The 20,614-nt window shown below is 36.8% G+C and carries 10 protein-coding genes; 7 read left to right on the top strand and 3 right to left on the bottom strand.

Going from position 1 to position 20,614, the window contains the following annotated elements; genetic code table 11:
* Nucleotides 1-43 precede the first annotated feature (43 nt).
* From dnaE to PZ898_RS23465, 4 genes are all read left to right on the top strand, one after another.
* Complete coding sequence (gene dnaE / locus PZ898_RS23450; protein ID WP_277694379.1) at nucleotides 44-4,711, top strand: DNA polymerase III subunit alpha; 4,668 nt, start codon at nucleotides 44-46, stop codon at nucleotides 4,709-4,711.
* Nucleotides 4,712-5,053: 342 nt separating this feature from the next.
* Nucleotides 5,054-8,602, top strand: coding sequence for a T9SS type A sorting domain-containing protein (locus PZ898_RS23455; RefSeq protein WP_277694380.1), 3,549 nt, complete (start codon nucleotides 5,054-5,056; stop codon nucleotides 8,600-8,602).
* Between the two features lie 127 nt (nucleotides 8,603-8,729).
* On the top strand, nucleotides 8,730-11,501 hold the full coding sequence (locus tag PZ898_RS23460) for a T9SS type A sorting domain-containing protein (protein ID WP_277694381.1): 2,772 nt from the start codon (nucleotides 8,730-8,732) through the stop codon (nucleotides 11,499-11,501).
* A 172-nt stretch (nucleotides 11,502-11,673) separates the two neighbouring features.
* Nucleotides 11,674-13,998 (top strand): GEVED domain-containing protein, encoded by a 2,325-nt coding sequence (locus PZ898_RS23465; RefSeq protein ID WP_277694382.1) that lies wholly within the window; start codon nucleotides 11,674-11,676, stop codon nucleotides 13,996-13,998.
* Nucleotides 13,999-14,193: 195 nt separating this feature from the next.
* Here the strand turns inward: PZ898_RS23465 and PZ898_RS23470 are convergent, their stop codons facing one another.
* Together PZ898_RS23470 and PZ898_RS23475 are read right to left on the bottom strand one after the other, a co-directional pair.
* Nucleotides 14,194-14,352 carry a hypothetical protein gene (locus PZ898_RS23470; RefSeq protein WP_156106430.1) on the bottom strand — a complete coding sequence of 53 codons (159 nt, stop codon included), beginning with the start codon at nucleotides 14,350-14,352 and terminating at the stop codon, nucleotides 14,194-14,196.
* Between the two features lie 43 nt (nucleotides 14,353-14,395).
* Entirely contained in the window at nucleotides 14,396-15,223 is an 828-nt protein-coding gene (locus tag PZ898_RS23475) for an ion transporter (RefSeq protein ID WP_062671154.1), read from the bottom strand.
* Nucleotides 15,224-15,473: 250 nt separating this feature from the next.
* On the opposite strand from PZ898_RS23475, the gene PZ898_RS23480 reads away from it, so the two are divergent.
* From PZ898_RS23480 to PZ898_RS23490, 3 genes are all read left to right on the top strand, one after another.
* On the top strand, nucleotides 15,474-16,322 hold the full coding sequence (locus tag PZ898_RS23480; RefSeq protein ID WP_062671152.1) for a hypothetical protein: 849 nt from the start codon (nucleotides 15,474-15,476) through the stop codon (nucleotides 16,320-16,322).
* Nucleotides 16,323-16,447: 125 nt separating this feature from the next.
* On the top strand, nucleotides 16,448-17,545 hold the full coding sequence (locus tag PZ898_RS23485; protein WP_062671150.1) for a Nif3-like dinuclear metal center hexameric protein: 1,098 nt from the start codon (nucleotides 16,448-16,450) through the stop codon (nucleotides 17,543-17,545).
* Nucleotides 17,546-17,547: 2 nt separating this feature from the next.
* Complete coding sequence (locus PZ898_RS23490; protein ID WP_120233156.1) at nucleotides 17,548-18,324, top strand: hypothetical protein; 777 nt, start codon at nucleotides 17,548-17,550, stop codon at nucleotides 18,322-18,324.
* A gap of 310 nt (nucleotides 18,325-18,634) precedes the next feature.
* On the opposite strand, the gene PZ898_RS23495 is transcribed toward PZ898_RS23490, so the two are convergent.
* Entirely contained in the window at nucleotides 18,635-20,413 is a 1,779-nt protein-coding gene (locus tag PZ898_RS23495; protein WP_277694383.1) for a long-chain fatty acid--CoA ligase, read from the bottom strand.
* Nucleotides 20,414-20,614 lie beyond the last annotated feature (201 nt).

The raw sequence follows: 20,614 nt of genomic DNA on the forward strand, positions 1-20,614 counted from the left end.
AGTAACTTTACATTCTCTTTTTATAAAAAAGTTAGAACATTATATGTATTTAATTTTTGACACAGAAACAACCGGTTTACCAAAAAATTTCAACGCTCCGCTTTCAGACTCGGATAACTGGCCAAGAATGGTTCAGATTGCATGGCAGGTACACGATGATGATGGAAACTTGATTGAAAACCAGGATTATATCATAAAACCTGAAGGGTACGATATTCCCTTCAATGCAGCACGTATTCACGGGATTACAACCAAAATTGCCAATGAAGAAGGACGGGATCTGCAGGAAATTCTTGAAGAGTTTTCTAAAGTCCTTGAAAGGGTAAGGGTGGTTTCCGGACATAATGTAGAATTCGACTATAATATTGTAGGAGCAGAATTTTATAGAAAAAATCTGAAAGATAATCTTCAGGAAAAACCCAAAGCAGATACCATGATTTTGGGGACTGACTTCTGCCAGCTGGGCGGAGGCCGGGGAGGCCGTTTTAAACCTCCAAAACTTGAAGAACTGTATGAAAAACTTTATGGGAGCAAATTTGATGAAGCCCATAATGCTGCTGCCGACGTAAATGCTACTGCCAGAGCTTTCTTTGAAATGGTAAGAATTGGAGTAGTACCGGCTGAGACATTAAAGATTTCAGAAGATCAGCTTGCTTATTTCAGAAGCCTTTATCCGGATCCTATTAAGCCTTTCAATATTGTGATCAGAAGGCAGGTCGCTGATTTTCATAATAAGAAAAAACAACAGGATTTCGGAAGTATTGATGAAATTGATTTAGGAAAATATTTCAATTTTGATAATCACAGTGTTTTCTCTACACTTACCGCTACTTCTAGCATCAATGATTTGATTAAAAAAGCTACTGATGAAAACTTCCCTGCTGTCGGTATGGTAGATCTGGGAAATATGATGGGAGCTTTCAAGTTTGTGTCAGCAGTTGAGAGTACTAATGGTGAAAGGGCAAAGAAACATAAAGAATACCTGGCGAAAAAGCAGGAAGCAGAAGAAAACGGAACGGAATTTAATGAGGCTGAACCTGTTTCCGAACCGCTTATCCCGGTTGTAGGTTGCGAATTTTATATTTCAGAACGTTATGAACAAAAGCAATTTACAAAGGATGATCCGGACAGGAGAACCCAGGTAGTGCTTTTGGCAAAAGATTTCAATGGTTATAAAAATCTGGCAAAGCTTTCCAGTATCGGATTTCTGAAAGGTTTCTATTTTGGGGTTCCAAGGGTAAGCAGAGAATTGATTGCGCAGTATAAAGAAGGAGTCATTGCTTTGACTTCCGGAATTATGGGAGATATTCCTGATGCGATTTTAAATACCGGTGAACAGAAAGGGGAAGAGCTTTTCAAATGGTGGAAAGATACCTTTGAGGATGATTTTTATGTTCAGATTCAGAATCACAAACTGCCTGAAGAAGAGCATTTGAATGAAGTTCTTTTGTATCTGGCTGATAAATATGATGTTAAAATTCTTGCTCAGAACGAGACTTTTTATACCAATAAAGATGATTCTAATATCCAGGACATTGTAAGCTGCATCAAAGATGGTGAAAAGCTGACAACGCCTATTGGAAAGGGATTCGGTAAAAGAAGAGGGTTGGCAACAGGTGAATATTTTATTAAAAATTCTGATGAAATAAAAGAAGCCTTTCTAGCGTATCCTGATGCTTTTGATGCCTATGAAGAATTTACGGCAAAGTTTAAACCATATACTTTAAAAAGGGACGTTCTCCTTCCAAAATTTGATATTCCTGAAGAATTTATCCATCCGGAAGATGAGGTAGACGGAGGAAAAAGAGGGGAGATGGCTTATCTTACCTATCTTACTTATGAAGGAGCGAAAAGAAGATATGAAGATACAGGCATTACTGATGAAATTAAAGAACGACTGGACTTTGAGCTTGAAGTAATTGCCAATACCGGTTATCCGGGATACTTCCTTATTGTACAGGATTTTTGTAATGAAGCTCGTAAGATGGGGGTTTGGGTTGGTCCTGGAAGGGGGTCAGCTGCGGGATCTGCGGTGGCTTACTGTATCGGAATTACCAACGTAGACCCTATTAAATATGATCTCCTTTTTGAGAGATTCCTGAATCCTGAAAGGGTTTCCATGCCCGATATTGATATCGACTTTGATGATGAAGGACGAGATAAAATTATCAAATGGGTAGTTGAAAAATACGGAAAAACTCAGGTAGCACAGATTATCACATACTCTGTGTTGGGAGGAAAATCTGCCATTAAAGATGCCGGAAGAGTTTTGGATGTCCCAATTCCCGACACGAACAATATTGCTAAATTGATTCCTCCGAGTCCGGGGATGAACATTGCGAAAGCTTTAGCAAAATATGATAAATTAAAACCGGAAGAACAGATGCTCGTTGATGAAATGAGATATGTTCTTGATACTCCTGATGATGCGAGACACGGAGTTTTGGCAAGCGCCAAAAAGATGGAAGGTTGTATCAGGAATACCGGGATTCACGCCTGTGGTGTAATCATTACGCCGGAAGATGTGAGTAACCTGGTTCCGGTGACTATTGCAGCGAAAGATGCAGATATCCTGGTATCACAGTTTGATAACTCAGTGGCGGAAAGTGCGGGACTTCTGAAGATGGATTTCCTGGGGTTGAGAACTCTGACTATTATTAAGGATGCATTGAAGCTGGTAAAAGCAAGATATGATATTGATATTGATCCGGATCTTATTCCTCTTGATGATGCTAAAACATATCAGCTATTTAAAGAAGGAAGAACAGTAGGGATTTTCCAGTATGAAAGTCCAGGGATGCAAAAATACATGAGGGAGCTTAAACCAACGGTTTTTGCCGATCTCATTGCCATGAACGCATTGTACCGTCCGGGTCCTATTAAATACATTCCAAACTTCATCAACAGAAAGCATGGAATTGAAGAAATTGTCTACGATTTACCAGAAACAGAAGAATATTTAAAGGAAACATACGGGATTACCGTTTATCAGGAGCAGGTAATGCTTTTGTCTCAAAAACTGGCCAACTTTACCAAAGGTGAAGCCGATACTTTGAGAAAAGCGATGGGTAAAAAGCAGATCGATGTTCTTAATAAAATGTACCCGAAATTCATTGAAGGAGGGAGAAAAAATAACCTGAATGAGGAGAGATTAGAGAAAATCTGGAACGACTGGAAGGCCTTTGCAGAATACGCCTTTAACAAGTCTCACTCAACCTGTTATGCGTTTATTGCTTATCAGACTGCTTATTTAAAAGCGAATTATCCGGCGGAATATATGGCGAGTGTAATGAGTAATAACATTAACAATACGGATGCAATTACCATGTTCATGGAAGATTGTAAAAGTATGGGAGTTGATGTATTAGGACCGGATGTAAATGAATCTCAATACAAGTTCTCCGTAAACGAAAAGGGGCAGATCCGTTTTGGATTGGGAGCAATCAAAGGAATTGGTGAAGGACCGAGTGAATGTATTACAAGAGAAAGAGAGAACGGAAGATTTAAAAATATTTACGATTTTTTCGAAAGAATAATGCCTTCCCAGATGAACAAAAGAGTAGCGGAAAGTTTGGTGCTTGCCGGAGCTTTTGATGAACTGGATTCTTTCCACAGAGGACAGTATTTTGACATTGATATGGCTGGAAAGACCAATCTTGAAAGGCTTATCAGATATGGGCAGAGCTTCCAGGAAAGTAAAAATGAGATGGAACATTCTTTATTTGCAGATTTTGCGGAAGAAGTTCAGATTGAGCAGCCGAAATTGGCACCTTGTCCGGAATGGCCAAATATGCATAAACTTAATAAAGAAAAGGAGATTATCGGTTTCTATCTTTCTGCCCATCCGCTGGATGAATTTAAATATCAGTTCCAGTTTATGCAGGGGCGGCTTTCTAAAAAATCTGTTCTTGAGAAAAATGAGGAAGATAAAGTAGTTACGGATGAAACACCCGTATTGGAGAAGGATGCTCAGGATGATGCTGTAGATCTTATAGAAATTGTCTCAGATGATGTAGTGGCTGGTGAAGAGGAAGTAGTGGAGGAAGTGACTAAAAAAGCAGAACCAAAAGGAAATTTCTTATTCCTGAATCTGGATGAGGTAGATGCTTATAAAGAACAGGCTTTTTCTAATAAACAGGAAGAGTTGTTTGAAGAGAAAAAGAAAGACTGGAAAACGCTTCAGAAAGAAAGAGAAAATGGCGGCGGAGGAAAAGAATATACTGTAGCTGGTCTTATTACTGAATACAGAGTTCAGGATGGTTTCAGGAGTGGTGAGAAAGTAGCTTTTGTTACGCTCGAAGATTATTCAGGATCATATTCATTCAGGTTGGGAGACAGAGATTATATGAGGCTGAAGGAGAAACTGGAAGTTCAGAGATTTGTTATTTTTAAAATAAAATTTGCTCAGGTAAAAGATGGAAGAGTCTTCGTGAATGTAAATGATGTGATAGAACTTCAGGAAGCATTTGAACGGTTTGCAAAAAGTATATCTTTAGTAATGGATGTAATGGATGTAAGACCTGAGGATCTTGACTTTTTCAGAACAGTTCTCGACAGAAACAAAGGAAATCAAAAACTGAAATTCTTTATTAAAAATCTCGAAGATGACTCCCATATTGAAGTGCAGTCTATGAAGCATTCGGTGGATCTTAATGGAGATTTGATTAAAGAAATTCAACTTCTTAATAAATATGAGTTTTATTTAAACTAAAAAATACTTAATAATATAAAAGAGTGGCTTAGGTCGCTCTTTTTTTGTTTGCTATTTGATGATATTTATGAAAAATTTTAAATATTTATTTATGTTAAATAGAAAAATTTTCTGAAGTCTATTTTGGTTGTATAGTATTTAAGTATTTGATTTTCATTTGATTATTATTTTTCAATATATTGCGAAATAATTGTTAAATTTAAATAAATGTTTAATTTTATTGTGTTCTATCGTTATTTTTAAGTGTTTTTATTTAATATTTTATGATATTTTTAAATATTTCATTTAAATTTCAATATAATATTTATACATTTACCGTCCTAATTTATATTATTACTATTTATGAAGAAATTACTACTATTAAGTCTATTTTTAATAGCTTCTATTATGAATGCCCAGGTAACACTCGGCAGTGGGACGTCCCAGGGAGGATACGTCCCGGTTGATGTCAACTACGGATATAACTACACCCAGCAGATTTTTACTAAAAGTGAAATTAATGCGAGTGCTGCGGGTACTATTACCGGGATGAAGTTTTATCTTCCAAACAATGCTGATATTTCAAAATCTGTAGATTGGGTAGTGTATGTAGCTCATACTACTAAGACTTCTTTTTCCAGTACATCGGATTGGATTCCTGTGTCTGGTATGACACAGGTTTTTGCTGGTACTGTAAGTGCTTCAGGAGGAGAAGTGATTGTCAATTTTACAACTCCTTTTGCTTATAACAATACAGATAACCTTGTGTTTGCTATAGATGAGAATACTGCTGATTATACGGCAACCACAAACAAATTCTACACCTATACCGGACCTTCTAATTCAACGCTGTATAATAGAAGTGACACTGTGAATCCAGACCCGGCATCACCTCCAACAGGATCAAGAACAACTACAAAATCAGTTACAGGTCTGTTGGGACTTACTCCGGCAGCAGCTCCAGCTTGTCCGGCGGTTTCCGCACCTGCAGCTGCAGCAACCAATGTTTCTGTAATGCCTACAATTACCTGGACGGCTTCCAATTATGCTTCATCATATAAGATTAGCATGGGAACAACACCTGGAGGAACAAATATTATGAATATGCAGGATGTAGGGATTACTAATTCTTATACTTTAACCAGTTCCTTAAGTTTCAATACTCAATATTACTATACGGTATATGCTGTAAATTCCGCAGGGACATCTACTGCATGTGCTGAAAGATCTTTTACAACAATGGCTACATTGGGATGTCCGTCTGTGACTGCACCTACAAGTGCTCAGGTCGGTGTACCGGTATTAACTACTTTCTCTTGGTCTGCTGTAAGCGGAGCATTAGGGTATAGATTAAGTATCGGAACGTCTGCTGGCACTTCCAATGTTTTGAGTAATTTTGATATGGGAAATGTTACTGCTTATACACTTACTCCTGCGCAGCAACTGAATCCGACAACTCAATATTATTATACTATTACAGCTTATAACGGTGGTGTAGTCTCAACAGGATGTACTGAAAGAAACTTCACGACTACTGTAGTACCTCCGGTAAATGATAATTGTTCAGGTGCTGTGGATTTAACAGTGAATCCTTCTTTAACTTGTACTGCTACAACTCCTGGTAATACTTTGGGTGCTACAGAATCTATGGCTGCAGGTACTTGTTTCGGAGGTCCGAATGATGATGTATGGTATAAGTTTACTGCAACGGCAGCAAGTCATGTAATAGCAATATCTAATATAACTTCTACTGGAACTACAACAGGAACTACTGATATGTATTTCCAGGTATTGTCAGGAAACTGTGGTACTTTCACAAGTCTACTGTGTTCTGATGCTGAGACAAATATTGTTACCGGTCTTACTCCGGGACAAACTTATTACGTAAGAGTTTATACTTACTCTACTACGGTTACGGCTAATGCTAGCTTTAATATTTGTGTAAGTACACCGCCACCGCCGCCAGCGAATGATGACTGTGCTAATGCAGTGGCAATTACAATCAATCCTGATATGAGTTGTACAAGTATAACATCAGGAACAACATTAGGAGGAACAAGTTCAGGAGTTGCTCTTGGATCTTGTTCAGGAACAGCTGATGATGATGTTTGGTATAAATTTACAGCTACAGGAACTGGCCATACTTTTCAGTTGAAGAATGTAGTTTCTGTCGGAACTGCTTCTACTACATCTTTGTATGCTCAGATATTCAGTGGGGCTTGTGGAGCTTTGGTAAGTACTACATGTATCAGTTCAAATACAAACTTTACAAACTTAACAGGTCTTACGGCAGGTCAGACTTATTATGTGAGAGTGTATACGTATGATGCTAATTCAGGAGCAAGTTTTTATGCAAATTCTTTTGACATCTGTATGGGAACGCTTCCTGCTGCTCCTGCTAATGATGAGTGTTCAGCTGCTGTTTCCTTATCGGTAAATCCTACTTTGGCATGTGCTACGCCTGTGTCGGGAACAACTTTAAGTGCAACTAATTCAGGGTTGGCAGTAAGTCCATGTACAGGAACGGCTGATGATGATGTTTGGTATAAATTTACAGCTACAGGTACTGATCATGTAGTAATGCTTTCAAATGTTACTGCGGTTGGAACTTCTTCATCAACGAGTTTGTATACACAGGTATTCAGTGGTGTTTGCGGTACTTTGACAAGTATTAAATGTGGTACTTCTGTGAATACTCCACTAACTGGTCTTACTGCAGGTCAGACCTATTATGTGAGAGTTTATAATTCTAATACGAATGGTACTACGCTGTATGCTAATAGCTTCAATATTTGTATTGGTACGCCTCCGCCTCCTCCGGCAAATGACGACTGTGCAAACGCTACAGCTCTTTCTGTGAGCAGTACTGATGCTTTCCTAAACGCTGTGAACGGTTCTACTGTAAGTGCTACTCAGAGTTCAGGAGTTACGGCACCTACATGTAGCGCATCTGGAGTTAATGATGACGTTTGGTATTCGTTTACTGCAACGGCTGCTACACATCTTGTACATGTTTTATATACTGATAATGCAACAAGTACACAGATATATTCTGGAGCATGTGGGGCTTTAACAGCTATGACTTGTTTTGATGGTGCTTATGGAAATTCCAACATATTGTTACAAAATCTTGCTGTAGGTCAAACTTATTATGTAAGAGTATATTCTTCTACAAGTACGGCAACTACAACATCTAATTTCCAGATTGCTGTGACTACTCCTTCACCTGTTGCTAATGATACATGTGATACAGCTACTGCTATAGCTTGTAACGGAACAGTTCAGGGTGTAAATGCGCTGGCCGGTGATGAAACTCTTCCAGCTTCATCATGTGGTAGTACAGGTTCTACTGCATCTTATAAAGGAGTTTGGTACACAGTAAAAGCTACTGAAAATGGACCTATTACTATTGATGCTTGTGGTACACAATATGATGCATATCTAAGAGTATACACAGGTACTTGTGGTTCACTTACTTGCTTCAGTAATAGTTCTGGTGTGGGATATGCTGATGCCGGATGTACAGTTTCTCTTTATAATGCTCCGACATTAACCTTTACAGGAGTTGCTGGTACTACCTATTATATCTTGCTTACAGGGTATACTGCAACCAGAGTTGGTAACTATAGTATTTCGGTAACGCAAGGTTGTTCGGGGCTTGCAACAGCTGAGGTTGAAAAGAAAAATAATGAGATTAAAGCTTATCCTAATCCATTTGTAGATGTTCTGAATATTTCAGATGCTGCTAAAGTAAAATCTGCTTCTGTAGTTGATACTGCAGGAAGAGTAGTGAAAACTATTGACAATCCTTCTTCTGCGCTTCATTTTGGAGATCTGAAACAAGGAATGTATTTAGTGGTACTGAATATGAAAGATGGGTCTAAACAAACGATTAAAGCGATTAAAAGATAAAATGTATTAATTATGTAACATGAAACGACAGCTAAACAGCTGTCGTTTTTTTATTTTTAATTTTTTTAAAAAGGTGTTTTGAATTTATTGTAAATTCGTGGACGTATTAATAACCAAAAACTTATACATGAAGAAAATTTTATTTTTATGCTTACTTATAGTAAGTATAGCACTAAATGCTCAAATCAATTTGGGGGAAGGGAGTACAGCTACCGGAAATCTTCCGGTTAGTAATGCTTTTACTTCCTATTCTCAGCAGATTTATACAAAACAAGAGATAAATACGGATGCAGCGGGTAGTATTACCGGTCTCAAATTTTATGTAACACCTTCTGCTAACATGGGCTATGCAGGAAAATGGGATGTTTATCTGGGACATACCACGAAGACCACTTTTTTTGTTAATGATAACTGGATTCCGACTGGGCAGATGATAAAGGCTTATTCAGGTTGGGTTACTAATACAAATGGTGTGATAGATATTACTTTTACGACGCCATTCCCATACGACAATGCTCAGAATTTAGTAATTGGAATTCATCAAAAGATGTTTAATGATATTCCTCCAAATCAATTTTTTGTCTATAATACCATAGAAGGAGGGGCGGTTACTAATTCTCCAGCTTATTCGAATGACCCTTCAACAATTCCTGCGGGAGCACTTTTGTCTTATAAGCCTGTAGTTGGTCTTAAAGGTTTGTTGCCGAGTGTTTTACCTGTGTGTCCTGCAGTTTCTTACCCTTTTAATAATGCAATACTTTTACCCACATCCCCGGTTTTTACTTGGGCTGCATCACAAGGAGCAACAGGTTATAAAGTTTCTATAGGGACTACTCCGGGAGGAACAGATGTGGTTAACCAGCAATCAGTTGTTACAACCAGTTTTACTCCATCATCTCCGCTATCAGTTTATACTACTTATTATTTTAGTGTAAAAGCTGTTGGGGTTGCGGGTGAATCTTCAGGTTGTACCAATATCAAATTTTCGACAGGAGCATTGCCACCATCTAATGATGAATGTACAAATGCCATAAATTTAACGGTTAATCCAAATATAGATTGTGTAAGTGTAACTTCTGGGACAACTTTGATGGCATCTGGATCGGGCACTGTTCCGAATTCCTGCAATACTTCTTACAGTCATAACGATGTCTGGTATAAATTTACAGCTACTGCTTCCACGCATATGGTTAAATTAAATAATATAACTTCTGTAGGAGCGGTAAATGATAAAAGTGTATATTTTCAGGTATTTAAGGGGAGTTGTGGAAACTTGTCAAGTGTTTCATGTTCTGGTAGTAATGCGCTTTCAATTATAAGTGGCCTTATTTCAGGTGAAACGTACTATGTAAAAGTATATAGCCTTATGTGGCAGAATGTTGCTCAGAATTTTGACATATGTGTAGTAACATTTCCTCCGGCGCCCTCCAATGATGAATGTGGAAATGCAATAGATTTACCTGTCAATCCTGATCAGAATTGTGTAAGTGTTACTAATGGAACCACCGTTTCTGCAACAAATAGTTTGCCAACAGCAGCTTGCTATAACACTCCTAATAATGATGTTTGGTTTAAATTTACAGCAACAAGCTTTAAACATATTATTAAGTTAAGTAATATTGTCTCTAAAATTCCTACTGCCAGTAATTCTTCTGAGTTGTATTTTCAGGTTTATAAAGGTAGCTGTAATAATCTAACGAGTCTTTCCTGCTCTTATCTGAATGCTTTGGCTGTAGATAGTCTTATACCGGGAGATACTTATTATGTAAGGGTTTATAGTAGGTTCGGAGGGTTATCGACTGCAATTAATTTTGATATATGTATAGCAACAGATGCTACGCCACCGCCTCCCAATGATGAGTGTATAAATGCAATTACTTTGCCTGTAAATCCTGATTTGAATTGTTCTGTTGTAACTGCTGGAAGTACCATGGGGGCTACAGCATCAAATATATCAGCTCCTATATGTCATGATGTAGCAAAACCAGGAGATGTATGGTTTAAATTTACGGCTACTGCAACAGGTCATTTGATTCGTTTGAAAGATTTGGTTTCCCTTGGGGTGCAGCAAGGTACTGAAACTTATTTTCAGCTTTTTAGTGGTGATTGTGGTAATCTTACAATTGTTAGGTGTTCGCTTTTGGCGGGTGAGGCTTCTGGGCTTACAATAGGTCAAACTTATTATATAAGGGTGTTTAATATTAGATATCCAAGTGAAGTAGTTGGATTTAATATATGTATTGGGACATTGCCTCCGGTTCCAGTTAATGATAGTTGTTCAGGAGCTTTGGTAGCATCTGTGTTTCCTTATGTTTACTCGCAAACAGATGCTGTAGCTTCAACTAATAATAATGGATTTATTACAGCTTGTGGTTCGGGTATGAATGATGGTACATGGTTTAAATTTACAGGGGATGGTTCTACACATAAAGTTTACGTATCCCCTATAGGAAATGGAAATCCTCGGGTAGGAGTATATAAAGGTGACTGTGGAAATTTAACCTGTGTTACTAAGGGTGGTCATTCGGGATCGATATATTTTAATACTGTTCCGGGAACTGTATATTATGTTAATGTTGGAGATGGAAATCCCACTCATGACATTGTAGAATCTCCTTTTACGATTACTATTTCAAGGGGGACTTTGGGGGTTTCTGAAGTTTCTAAAAACGGAGAAAGTATAGAGGTTTATCCAAATCCATTTAAAGATATCCTGAATATTGTAAAACCACATAACGTAAAATCAGTTTCCATTCTTGATTCTTCCGGAAGATTGATGAAAACCATTGATAATCCTTCTTCTGAACTTCAATTAAGAGATCTGAAACAAGGAATGTATTTTGTAGTATTAAATATGAAAGACGGATCTAAACAAACGGTTAAGGCAATTAAAAGATAAATAATTTATTTTAAAAATAGAAAAAAGAGACTGTTCAATTTGAGCAGTCTCTTTGTTTATAAGGGGGATTATCTTTTGTTAAAAGAAAATTTATATTTGTTGTCATATGATGAAAAAAATATTTTTTTTATTGCTGATTTTCACTAGATTTGATTAACTAATACTGATTTATATGAAAAATTTTTTACTCGTTGGTTTCTTAATAACTGGCTTTTTATCCTCCGCGCAAACCTATTGTACACCTGCTTTCGCTAGTGGCTGTAGTGGCGGGGATATGATAGATACTTTTGCAATTCCGGGTGCCGGATTTGATCATTCTAATACAGGTTGCTCTACTAATGCTTATGGAGATTATACCTCTATGACGATTAATCTCAGTGCAGGTTTAAGTTATGATTTTAGCGTTAAACATGATTACAGTGATCAGAATGTTCGTATCTGGATTGACTTCAATAACGATGGAACTTTTGATGATGCTGCTCCGGAGCTTGTGGCTTCTGCAAGCAGTACGCTTGTAGGAGGGAATGATATTACGGCAGGGCTTATCACAATTCCTTCAACTGTAACTCCAGGTACTTACAGAATGAGAGTAGGGGATAGATTCTCCGGAGATCCTATTCCTTGTAATACAGACGGATATGGAGAGGCTCATGATTATACAGTAGTAATTGGGGCGGTTCCGACTTGTTTTGCTCCGTCTGCTTTAACAGTATCTGCTGTTACTGCCAATTCAGCTCAGTTAGGATGGACAGCTCCGTCTTCTGCTCCAGGAAGTGGTTATGAATATTATTACTCAACTTCCAGTACATATCCTACTGCTGCGACAGTAGTTTCCGGGTCTATCAATGGATTGACTACAAATCTACCTTCTCTTGCACCAGCCACTACTTACCATGTCTGGGTACGTTCTGTATGCAGTGCTTCTAATAAAAGTGCATGGTCTCAAATGGCCACATTTATGACCTCGTGTGTTGCTGTGGGAGTGCCTTATGCATTGGATTTTGAAAGTATAACTCCACCAGATATGCCAACTTGTACCTCGGTAGTGAATGATGGGGCAGGAAATATATGGGAAACAGGTGATCTGGATGCTCAGGGATTTACAGGAAATGTTCTTCAGTATTCATATGACTATGCAGAGAATGCGAATACCTGGTTTTTTACCAACGGAATTAATCTTACTGCAGGAGTGACTTACAGAATTAAATATAAATATGCCAATGCGGAAGGAACTGTATATGCTGAAAAACTGAAAGTAGCCTATGGGACTTCAGCTACCAGTGCAGGAATGACTAATACATTAGCAGACCACTCGGATATTGTGATCAGCACAGCAACAAGTTCTTTTACGAACTTCACACCAACAACTACCGGAGTATATTATTTTGGATTCCAGGCCTATTCTGATGCTAATATGAATAAATTATACGTTGATGATATTAATATAGATGTTGCACCGGCTTGTAGCGAACCTAATGCATTAGCTGTTTCAAATATTACCGCTGCAGGAGCTACAGTTTCCTGGGCAGCAGCCACTCCGGTTCCGGCTAACGGCTATGATATTTATTACAGTACAACGAATACAGCACCTACGGCAACAAGTACACCTAACTTTACAGGAGTTACAGCAACCACTTATAATATTCCAGGCTTAGCTGCTTCCACTCCTTATTACGTATGGGTGAGATCTGCCTGTAGCGCAACAAGTAAAAGTATATGGAGTGATTCTGCTACGTTTACAACATTATGTTCAAGTACGAATCTTCCTTACACGATAGATTTTGAAAACGTTACTGTTCCAGATCTACCTGGTTGTACAAATAATGTTAATGCGGGAACAGGAAATGATTGGGTAACAATGGATCCTCCTTCCGATAGCCAGGGATTCACCACCAATGTGTTGAAATACCAGTATAACTCTTCCAATTCTGGTAATGCATGGTTCTTTACACAAGGATTGAATTTGACAGCAGGAGTGCAGTATACTATTAGTTATAAATATGGTAATAACTCATCAACCTATGTCGAAAAATTGAAGGTAGCATACGGAACTTCACCAGCTGCAGCTGCTATGACAGGTTCTATTGCAGATTATCCTTCAATCAATGATGAAATGGCACATACAGAATCTATAACGTTTACTGTACCTACAACAGGAGTATATTTCTTTGGATTTAATGCTTATTCAGATCCAGACCAGTATAATCTATATATTGACGATATCAGTATTAATAACGCGAATCTGGCAACAGCTGAAGTTGGTAAAGCGAAAAATAATATCCAGCTTTATCCTAATCCATTTACGGATGTATTGAATATCTCTGATGTGAAAAATGTAAAAAATGTAATAGTGACAGATGCGACAGGAAGACTGGTGAAAACTATTACCAACCCTGAATCTACAATCCATTTAAGAGATCTGATGCAAGGAGTTTATGTAATAACACTTGAAATGAAAGACGGATCTAAGCAGACTATTAAAGCTGTAAAAAAATAATTCATCATTTAAATAAAAAAAGGGAGGCGGGTCATTGATGATCCGTCTTTTTTATGGAGATTGAATAGAATCTTATTAAACCTATGAATGAAAAAAGATGAGTAAAACATTTCACTCATCTTTTTTATTTTATCCTGTGGCCGTTATCGATTATCGAATATTTTCCATCACATATTACCCAACATACATCACTCATCATTTATTGGGTACAGGCTGTATTTCTCCTTTATTCATAAGGTCAAATACGGTAGGGAAGAACATTGCTAATATAAAATAGATGATGATCATAAGCACAATCAGTGCAAAAAGAATAATCACTAAGCTATTGGGTCTGTTTTTCTTTTTTGGTTCCATGATTTTGTGGTATTTAGTGAATAAATTTTACTTATACCAGATGTTAAGCTAATTTCTTGCCACATTTCTTGCAGTATCTTGCATCATCATCAATATCTTCATTGCCACAACGTTCACATACCATTTCCAGGTTCTGTCTTTTGTTTCTCATTTCAGCTGTTACAATACCGGTAGGAACTGCAATAATGGAATAACCTGCCAGCATGAGAATAACTGCAAAGAACTTCCCTAAAGGGGTTATGGGTGATACATCACCGTAGCCTACAGTAGTTACCGTAACAACTGCCCAGTAGATGGATTGAGGTATTGTTTCAAAGCCCTGTCTTCCGCCTTCTACCATGAACATAAGTGATCCTACAATCACAGAGAATATAATCAGGAATAAAAGGAAAATATAAATCTTTCTCGAACTGTTTTTCAGAGCCCGCACAATAAAATACCCGTCATTCATAAAATCAAGCAAGTTGAAAATTCTGAACACTCTCAGCATTCTCAGCATTCTGAAAATCAGAAAATATTTAGTAACAGGGAAAATAAAGCTTAGATAAAAAGGAACAAGAGCAAGGAAATCTATAATTCCGAAAAAACTGAATATATAATTCTTTTTGTTTTTTACCACCGCAATCCGCATAGAATATTCTGCTGTAAAAAAAATAGAGATGATCCATTCAAGAATCAGAAAGGTATAATGGAATCTTTTATCAAGCTTTGGTACGCTTTCCATCATAATAATAGCAGTACTGGCAAGAATCAATGACAATAATATGATGTCGAACAGTTTTCCAAGCTTCGTATCGGAGCGATAAATTATCCGGTAAAGGAATCTTTTCCATAGAGTATCCTCAGGAATCAGATTATGTTCTCTTTCCATTTATATAAGGTTATTTCACAGCGAAGTTAATAATTTCTATAATGTATACGGTAAATATATGATTGTTAAAAGAATCTTGCAAATGTTAAAAGAAAATCTATCATTAAAAAGTGAATTATTTAGTATTAATTGTATGGTTTTCAATGTGTTATATTTAGTAAAATACGAATAAAATATGACATATAAAAATTAAATTTTTAACATTTTTTTCATCCAAGTTTGTAATTTTATTCTACAAAAGCTTTATATCATGAGAAAAATTTTAACCTTGTTTATTCTGTTTTTTATAAACAGTTTTGTTAACGCTCAGGTTGGGATTAATACTTCAGCACCGAATGGGGCTTCAGTACTGGATATAGTTTCCAACCAAAAAGGAATTCTTATTCCTCGTCTTACAGATACTGACCGGGATACCAACCTGGCTGATAATGACGTTTCCACAGTACCTCCTGCAGGTGTGGTAAACCCTAACCTTACTGCAGGAACCCTTATTTTTAATACGACAACAAATAACTTCCAGTATTGGGACGGTACCCTCTGGAGACAGCTTTTTGTTCCCACATCTTCTCAGGCTGGTAACGATGGTGTCGTTAAAATCAATTCTGGAAACGCAAATGTAAAACCCTCATTCAGTTTAAGTGCAGCAGGAAGCGGCTACGGCCCAAGACAACAGGTACTTTATGCTACTCCGTTAGTATTTGCCGCAAGCCCTACCACAAGCTGGCCGGAAACCACTGTTCCATTTCCCGGAGTAACCAGTAATATCTATATCTCGGCAACTGGTAAATGGCGAGAAAATGAAATTTACGGGCAAGTACATGTATGGAGAGTAATTGCTACCATCACTCCAGGATCCAATTCTTCAGGATCTATAAAAGCTACTTTTAAAAATCCTGATTCAGGCTTTGAAATTAACTCTATCCAGCTGGTTCCGAGTGGTTCCAGTGGAACGGGTAACATTCTTACCTTTTATTTCTATACCATTGCAGACCCTGCGAGTCTTGATCCGGGAAGAGGATATCAGCTTTTTATGGAGTCTGATATCAACTGTAGTGTTGTTGTGGAATCCTTTACAAGAGTATCTCTTTTCAAAGATTAACAGTGTTACTTTATTCTTTTTTAATATCAAAATAAAACCGGTTTATGAAAGCCGGTTTTTTTATGGGGTTGGAAATTTTTACCGTAAAATTAATATCTTCGCTGTAACTGTAAAATATAAAATTAATGAAGCTAAAAACTGTAATTGCAAAGATTGAAGAGGAAATAAGTATCAGACAGGCAGAAGATTTTGATAACGTAGGATTGCTGTGCGGGGTTTACGACCGTGATGTATCAGGAATTCTGGTTTGCCATGATGCATTGGAAAATGTGGTTGATGAAGCTATTGAAAGAAACTGCAATCTGATCGTATGCTTTCATCCCATTATATTTTCCGGATTAAAATCTTTAACAGGGAAGAACTACGTAGAGAGAGCTGTTTTAAAAGCTATTGAAAATAAAGTAGCTATTTATGCCATCCACACTGCATTTGATAATGATTTCTTTGGAGTGAACCATGGGATATGCAGTCAGTTGGGATTAAAGAATATGAAAATTCTGCAGCCTAAAGAAAATAATTTAAAACAGTTAACAGTTTTTGTTCCCAAAGACTATTCAGAAAAAGTAAAAGAAGCTATGTTCTCTGCCGGAGCTGGAAATATCGGATTTTATGACGAATGCAGTTTTACAGTGAATGGTAACGGAACATTCAGGCCTGCAGAAGGTTCAAATCCGTTTTCAGGACAACAGGGAATTCGCGAAAATGCAGATGAAGATATGATTTCTGTGATTTTTGAAGGTTTTAAACAAGGGCAGATTGTGGGCGCAATGAAGACAGCGCATCCTTATGAAGAAGTAGCTTATCAGATTTATAATCTGGATAATAAAAATCATCATGCCGGCTTGGGAATGTATGGAGATCTTGAAGAAGAAATGGATGAAAAAGATTTCCTTGGATTGGTAAAAGAAAAATTTGGTTTGGAAGTGATTAAACATTCCTCTTTTAACAATAAAAAAATCAAAAGAGTAGGGGTTCTGGGAGGATCTGGGGCAAGTGGAATACGATCTGCAGCTGCCAGGAAATGTGATGCTTACCTTACAGGAGACCTCAAATATCACGACTATTTTCTGGCTGAGTCTAAAATGCTGATCTGTGATATTGGACATTATGAATCAGAACAATTTGTTAGTCAACAATTATTTGAAATTTTATCACAAAAATTTAGTACATTTGCAATTTCAAAATCTATTGAAAAAACAAACCCAGTAAATTATTTCATTTAAATATGGCAAAAACCAACGATATTTCAGTTGAAGAAAAATTAAGAGCTTTATACGATTTACAGATCATTGATTCAAGATTGGATGAAATCCGAAATACTAGAGGAGAATTGCCAATTGAAGTTGAAGATCTTGAGATTGAGATTGAAGGTCTTGAAAAAAGAGCTGAAAAATTTCATGCTGATATCAAAGATCAGGAGGATCAGATCAAAACAAAGCATGAAGTGATTAACCATGCTAAAACTTTAATTGAGAAATACAAATCTCAGCAGGATAATGTAAGAAACAATAAAGAGTTTGAAGCATTAGGGAAGGAAATGGAATTCCAGGATCTGGAAATTCAGCTTGCTGAAAAAAGAATTAAAGAGTTCGGAGCTAAAATTGCTCACAAAAACGAAACTTTAAGCGAACTGAACTCTAAGATCGATGATTTGAAAAGCCATTTGAAATTCAAGAAAGAAGAATTGGATGGTCTGATCTCTGAAACGCAGAAAGAAGAAGAATATCTTTTAGAGCAGTCTAAAGAATTCGCAGGTAAAATTGATGAGAGATTATTAGCTTCTTACAACAGAATCAGAACTAACTCTATCAACGGTCTTGCTGTAGTAGGATTAGAAAGAGGAGCTCCAAAAGGATCATTCTTTACTATCCCTCCTCAAAAGCAAATGGAAATTGCTCAGAGAAAGAAAATCATCATTGATGAGCACTCTGGAAAAATCCTTGTTGATGATGAATTGGTAATGGAAGAAAACGAAAAAATGAAATCTGTAATTAAATTCTAATTATTGATTTTGAGTTATACGAAAGCTGTTTCAGAAATGAAACAGCTTTTTTTGTATATACTCAATAAGAACGGATCTAGCCTTTAGCATGATGTATTTTTTTGGTGTTTTTGGCATTCCTAAGGAATCTCAACTTTACTTTTTGATTATAGGATGGATTCCTAAGAAATGACAAAGGTTGTGTTGTAATTGGATTAAAAAATCAATGATGGTGAATCGATAGAAATGGGCTTTAGCCCGTTAACTAAAAAATAAATCTTTAGTCAAAAAACATAAAAAAACCGCCTCAAAATGAGGCGGTTGATATTATTTATTCCTGATGATCATACATCTTATTGTATAAAGCAATAAATTTCTCTTTTACGGCCTTTCTTTTCAGTTTTAAAGTTGGAGTAAGCAGTCCGCTTTCAATGCTCCATACCTCAGGAGTAAGTTCAATTTTTTTGATTTTTTCCCAATTTCCAAGGTGTTCATTGATACCTTCTATTTCTTTTTCAATTCTTTGTTTCAGTTCAGGGCTTTTTGCAATCTCTTCAGGTGTGGAACCGATGTTGAGATTGTTTCTCATAGCCCAGTTTTTAGCAAATTCAAAATCAGGCTGTACCAAAGCACACGGCATTTTTTCACCGTCACCCACCACCATGATCTGCTCTATGAATTTTGAAGCCTTCGCTAAGTTCTCAATAGTCTGAGGGGCAATATATTTTCCTCCGGAAGTTTTGAACATTTCTTTCTTACGGTCAGTGATCTGTAAAAATCCGTCGCTGTCTATATGTCCGATATCTCCGGTTTTAAAGAATCCATCCTCTGTAAAGGCTTCTTTTGTCATTTCCTCATTCTGGAAATAGCCTTTAAATACGGACGGTCCTTTTACTGTAATCTCCCCGTCTTCCTGAATTTTAACTTTTAAATTATCCAATGGAACTCCTACGGTTCCCACTCTCATTTTATCAAAGCTATTGACTGAAATTACAGGGGAAGTTTCTGTTAAGCCATAGCCTTCCAGAATTGGAATACCAGCATTCTGGAACATCAGGTTGAGCCTTGTAGATAATGCTGCAGATCCTGAAACCAAAGTCACGATTTCACCACCTAAACCTTCTCTCCATTTAGAAAATACAAGCTTGTCAGCAATAATTTCCTGAAGTCCGGACGGTTTTGAAATGGTTTTCTTTTTGCTAATCAGATTCAGGGCCCAGAAGAATATTTTTGATTTTAAACCTCCGGCTGAAGATCCGGTATTATAGATTTTGTCATATACTTTTTCTACCAGTCTTGGTACTACAGTCATATAATGAGGTTTCACTTCTTTTACGTTTTCACCCATTTTTTCGATGCTTTCAGCAAAATAAAGAGAAAAACCATTGTACTGATAAAGATAGAACAGCATTCTTTCAAAAATATGACAGATAGGAAGGAAGCTTAATGCTCTGGCATCTTTGTAATCAAAGCCTCTCTTTTTTGGAATTCTTGGAATAGATCCCAATATGTTTGAAACAATATTATTGTGCGTCAGCATTACACCTTTCGGTCTTCCTGTAGTTCCGGAAGTATAAATAATAGTTGCAAGATCTTCTGTGTTGATTGCGTTAGAAAGGTCTTCTACTTCAATTTGGGTAGATTCATCCTTACCCAGATCCAGAATTTCTCTCCAGTTGGCTGCTCCACTGATAGTATCAAAAGTAAAAATTCCCTGTAAGCTAGGAATATTGTGTTTTACTTTCATTACTTTATTCAAGAGCTCTTTATCAGAAACAAAACAATACTGAATTTCAGCATTATTGAAGATAAATTCATAATCTTCAGGAGAAATACTTGGATAAACCGGTACTGAAACAACGCCGATCTGAGAAAGTCCAAAATCCATGATAGCCCATTCTGTACGGGAATTGGTTGTAATCAAAGCAATTTTATCACCTGGTTTTATACCAAGTTTCAATAATCCTCTGGATATCTTATTTCCCTCATTAATAAACTCCTGTGTAGAAGTTTTTTTCCACTCCCCATGATATTTGGTTACAAACATATCCGTTTTAGGATATTTTTCTAAAGCATAGTGTGGAATATCGAATAATCTCTTGATCGTCATGATTTTTTACGTAATTTATAAAGAAATTTAAATATAAGCATTTTTTTTAATTGAAACCATCCGAAGGTAAGATTTAGAAATTAGTTAAATGCTTGCCATAATAGTTTGAATCAAAAAGGAGGCCGGAAGCCCTGAAGTAGGGATTTTATATTTTCAATGATTCTTTTATAATGGTTTATTTTTCTCCAGGTTTTTTATATT

The organism is Chryseobacterium sp. WX, assembly GCF_029542485.1.
In the GTDB taxonomy this organism is placed as follows: Bacteria; Bacteroidota; Bacteroidia; order Flavobacteriales; family Weeksellaceae; genus Chryseobacterium; species Chryseobacterium cucumeris.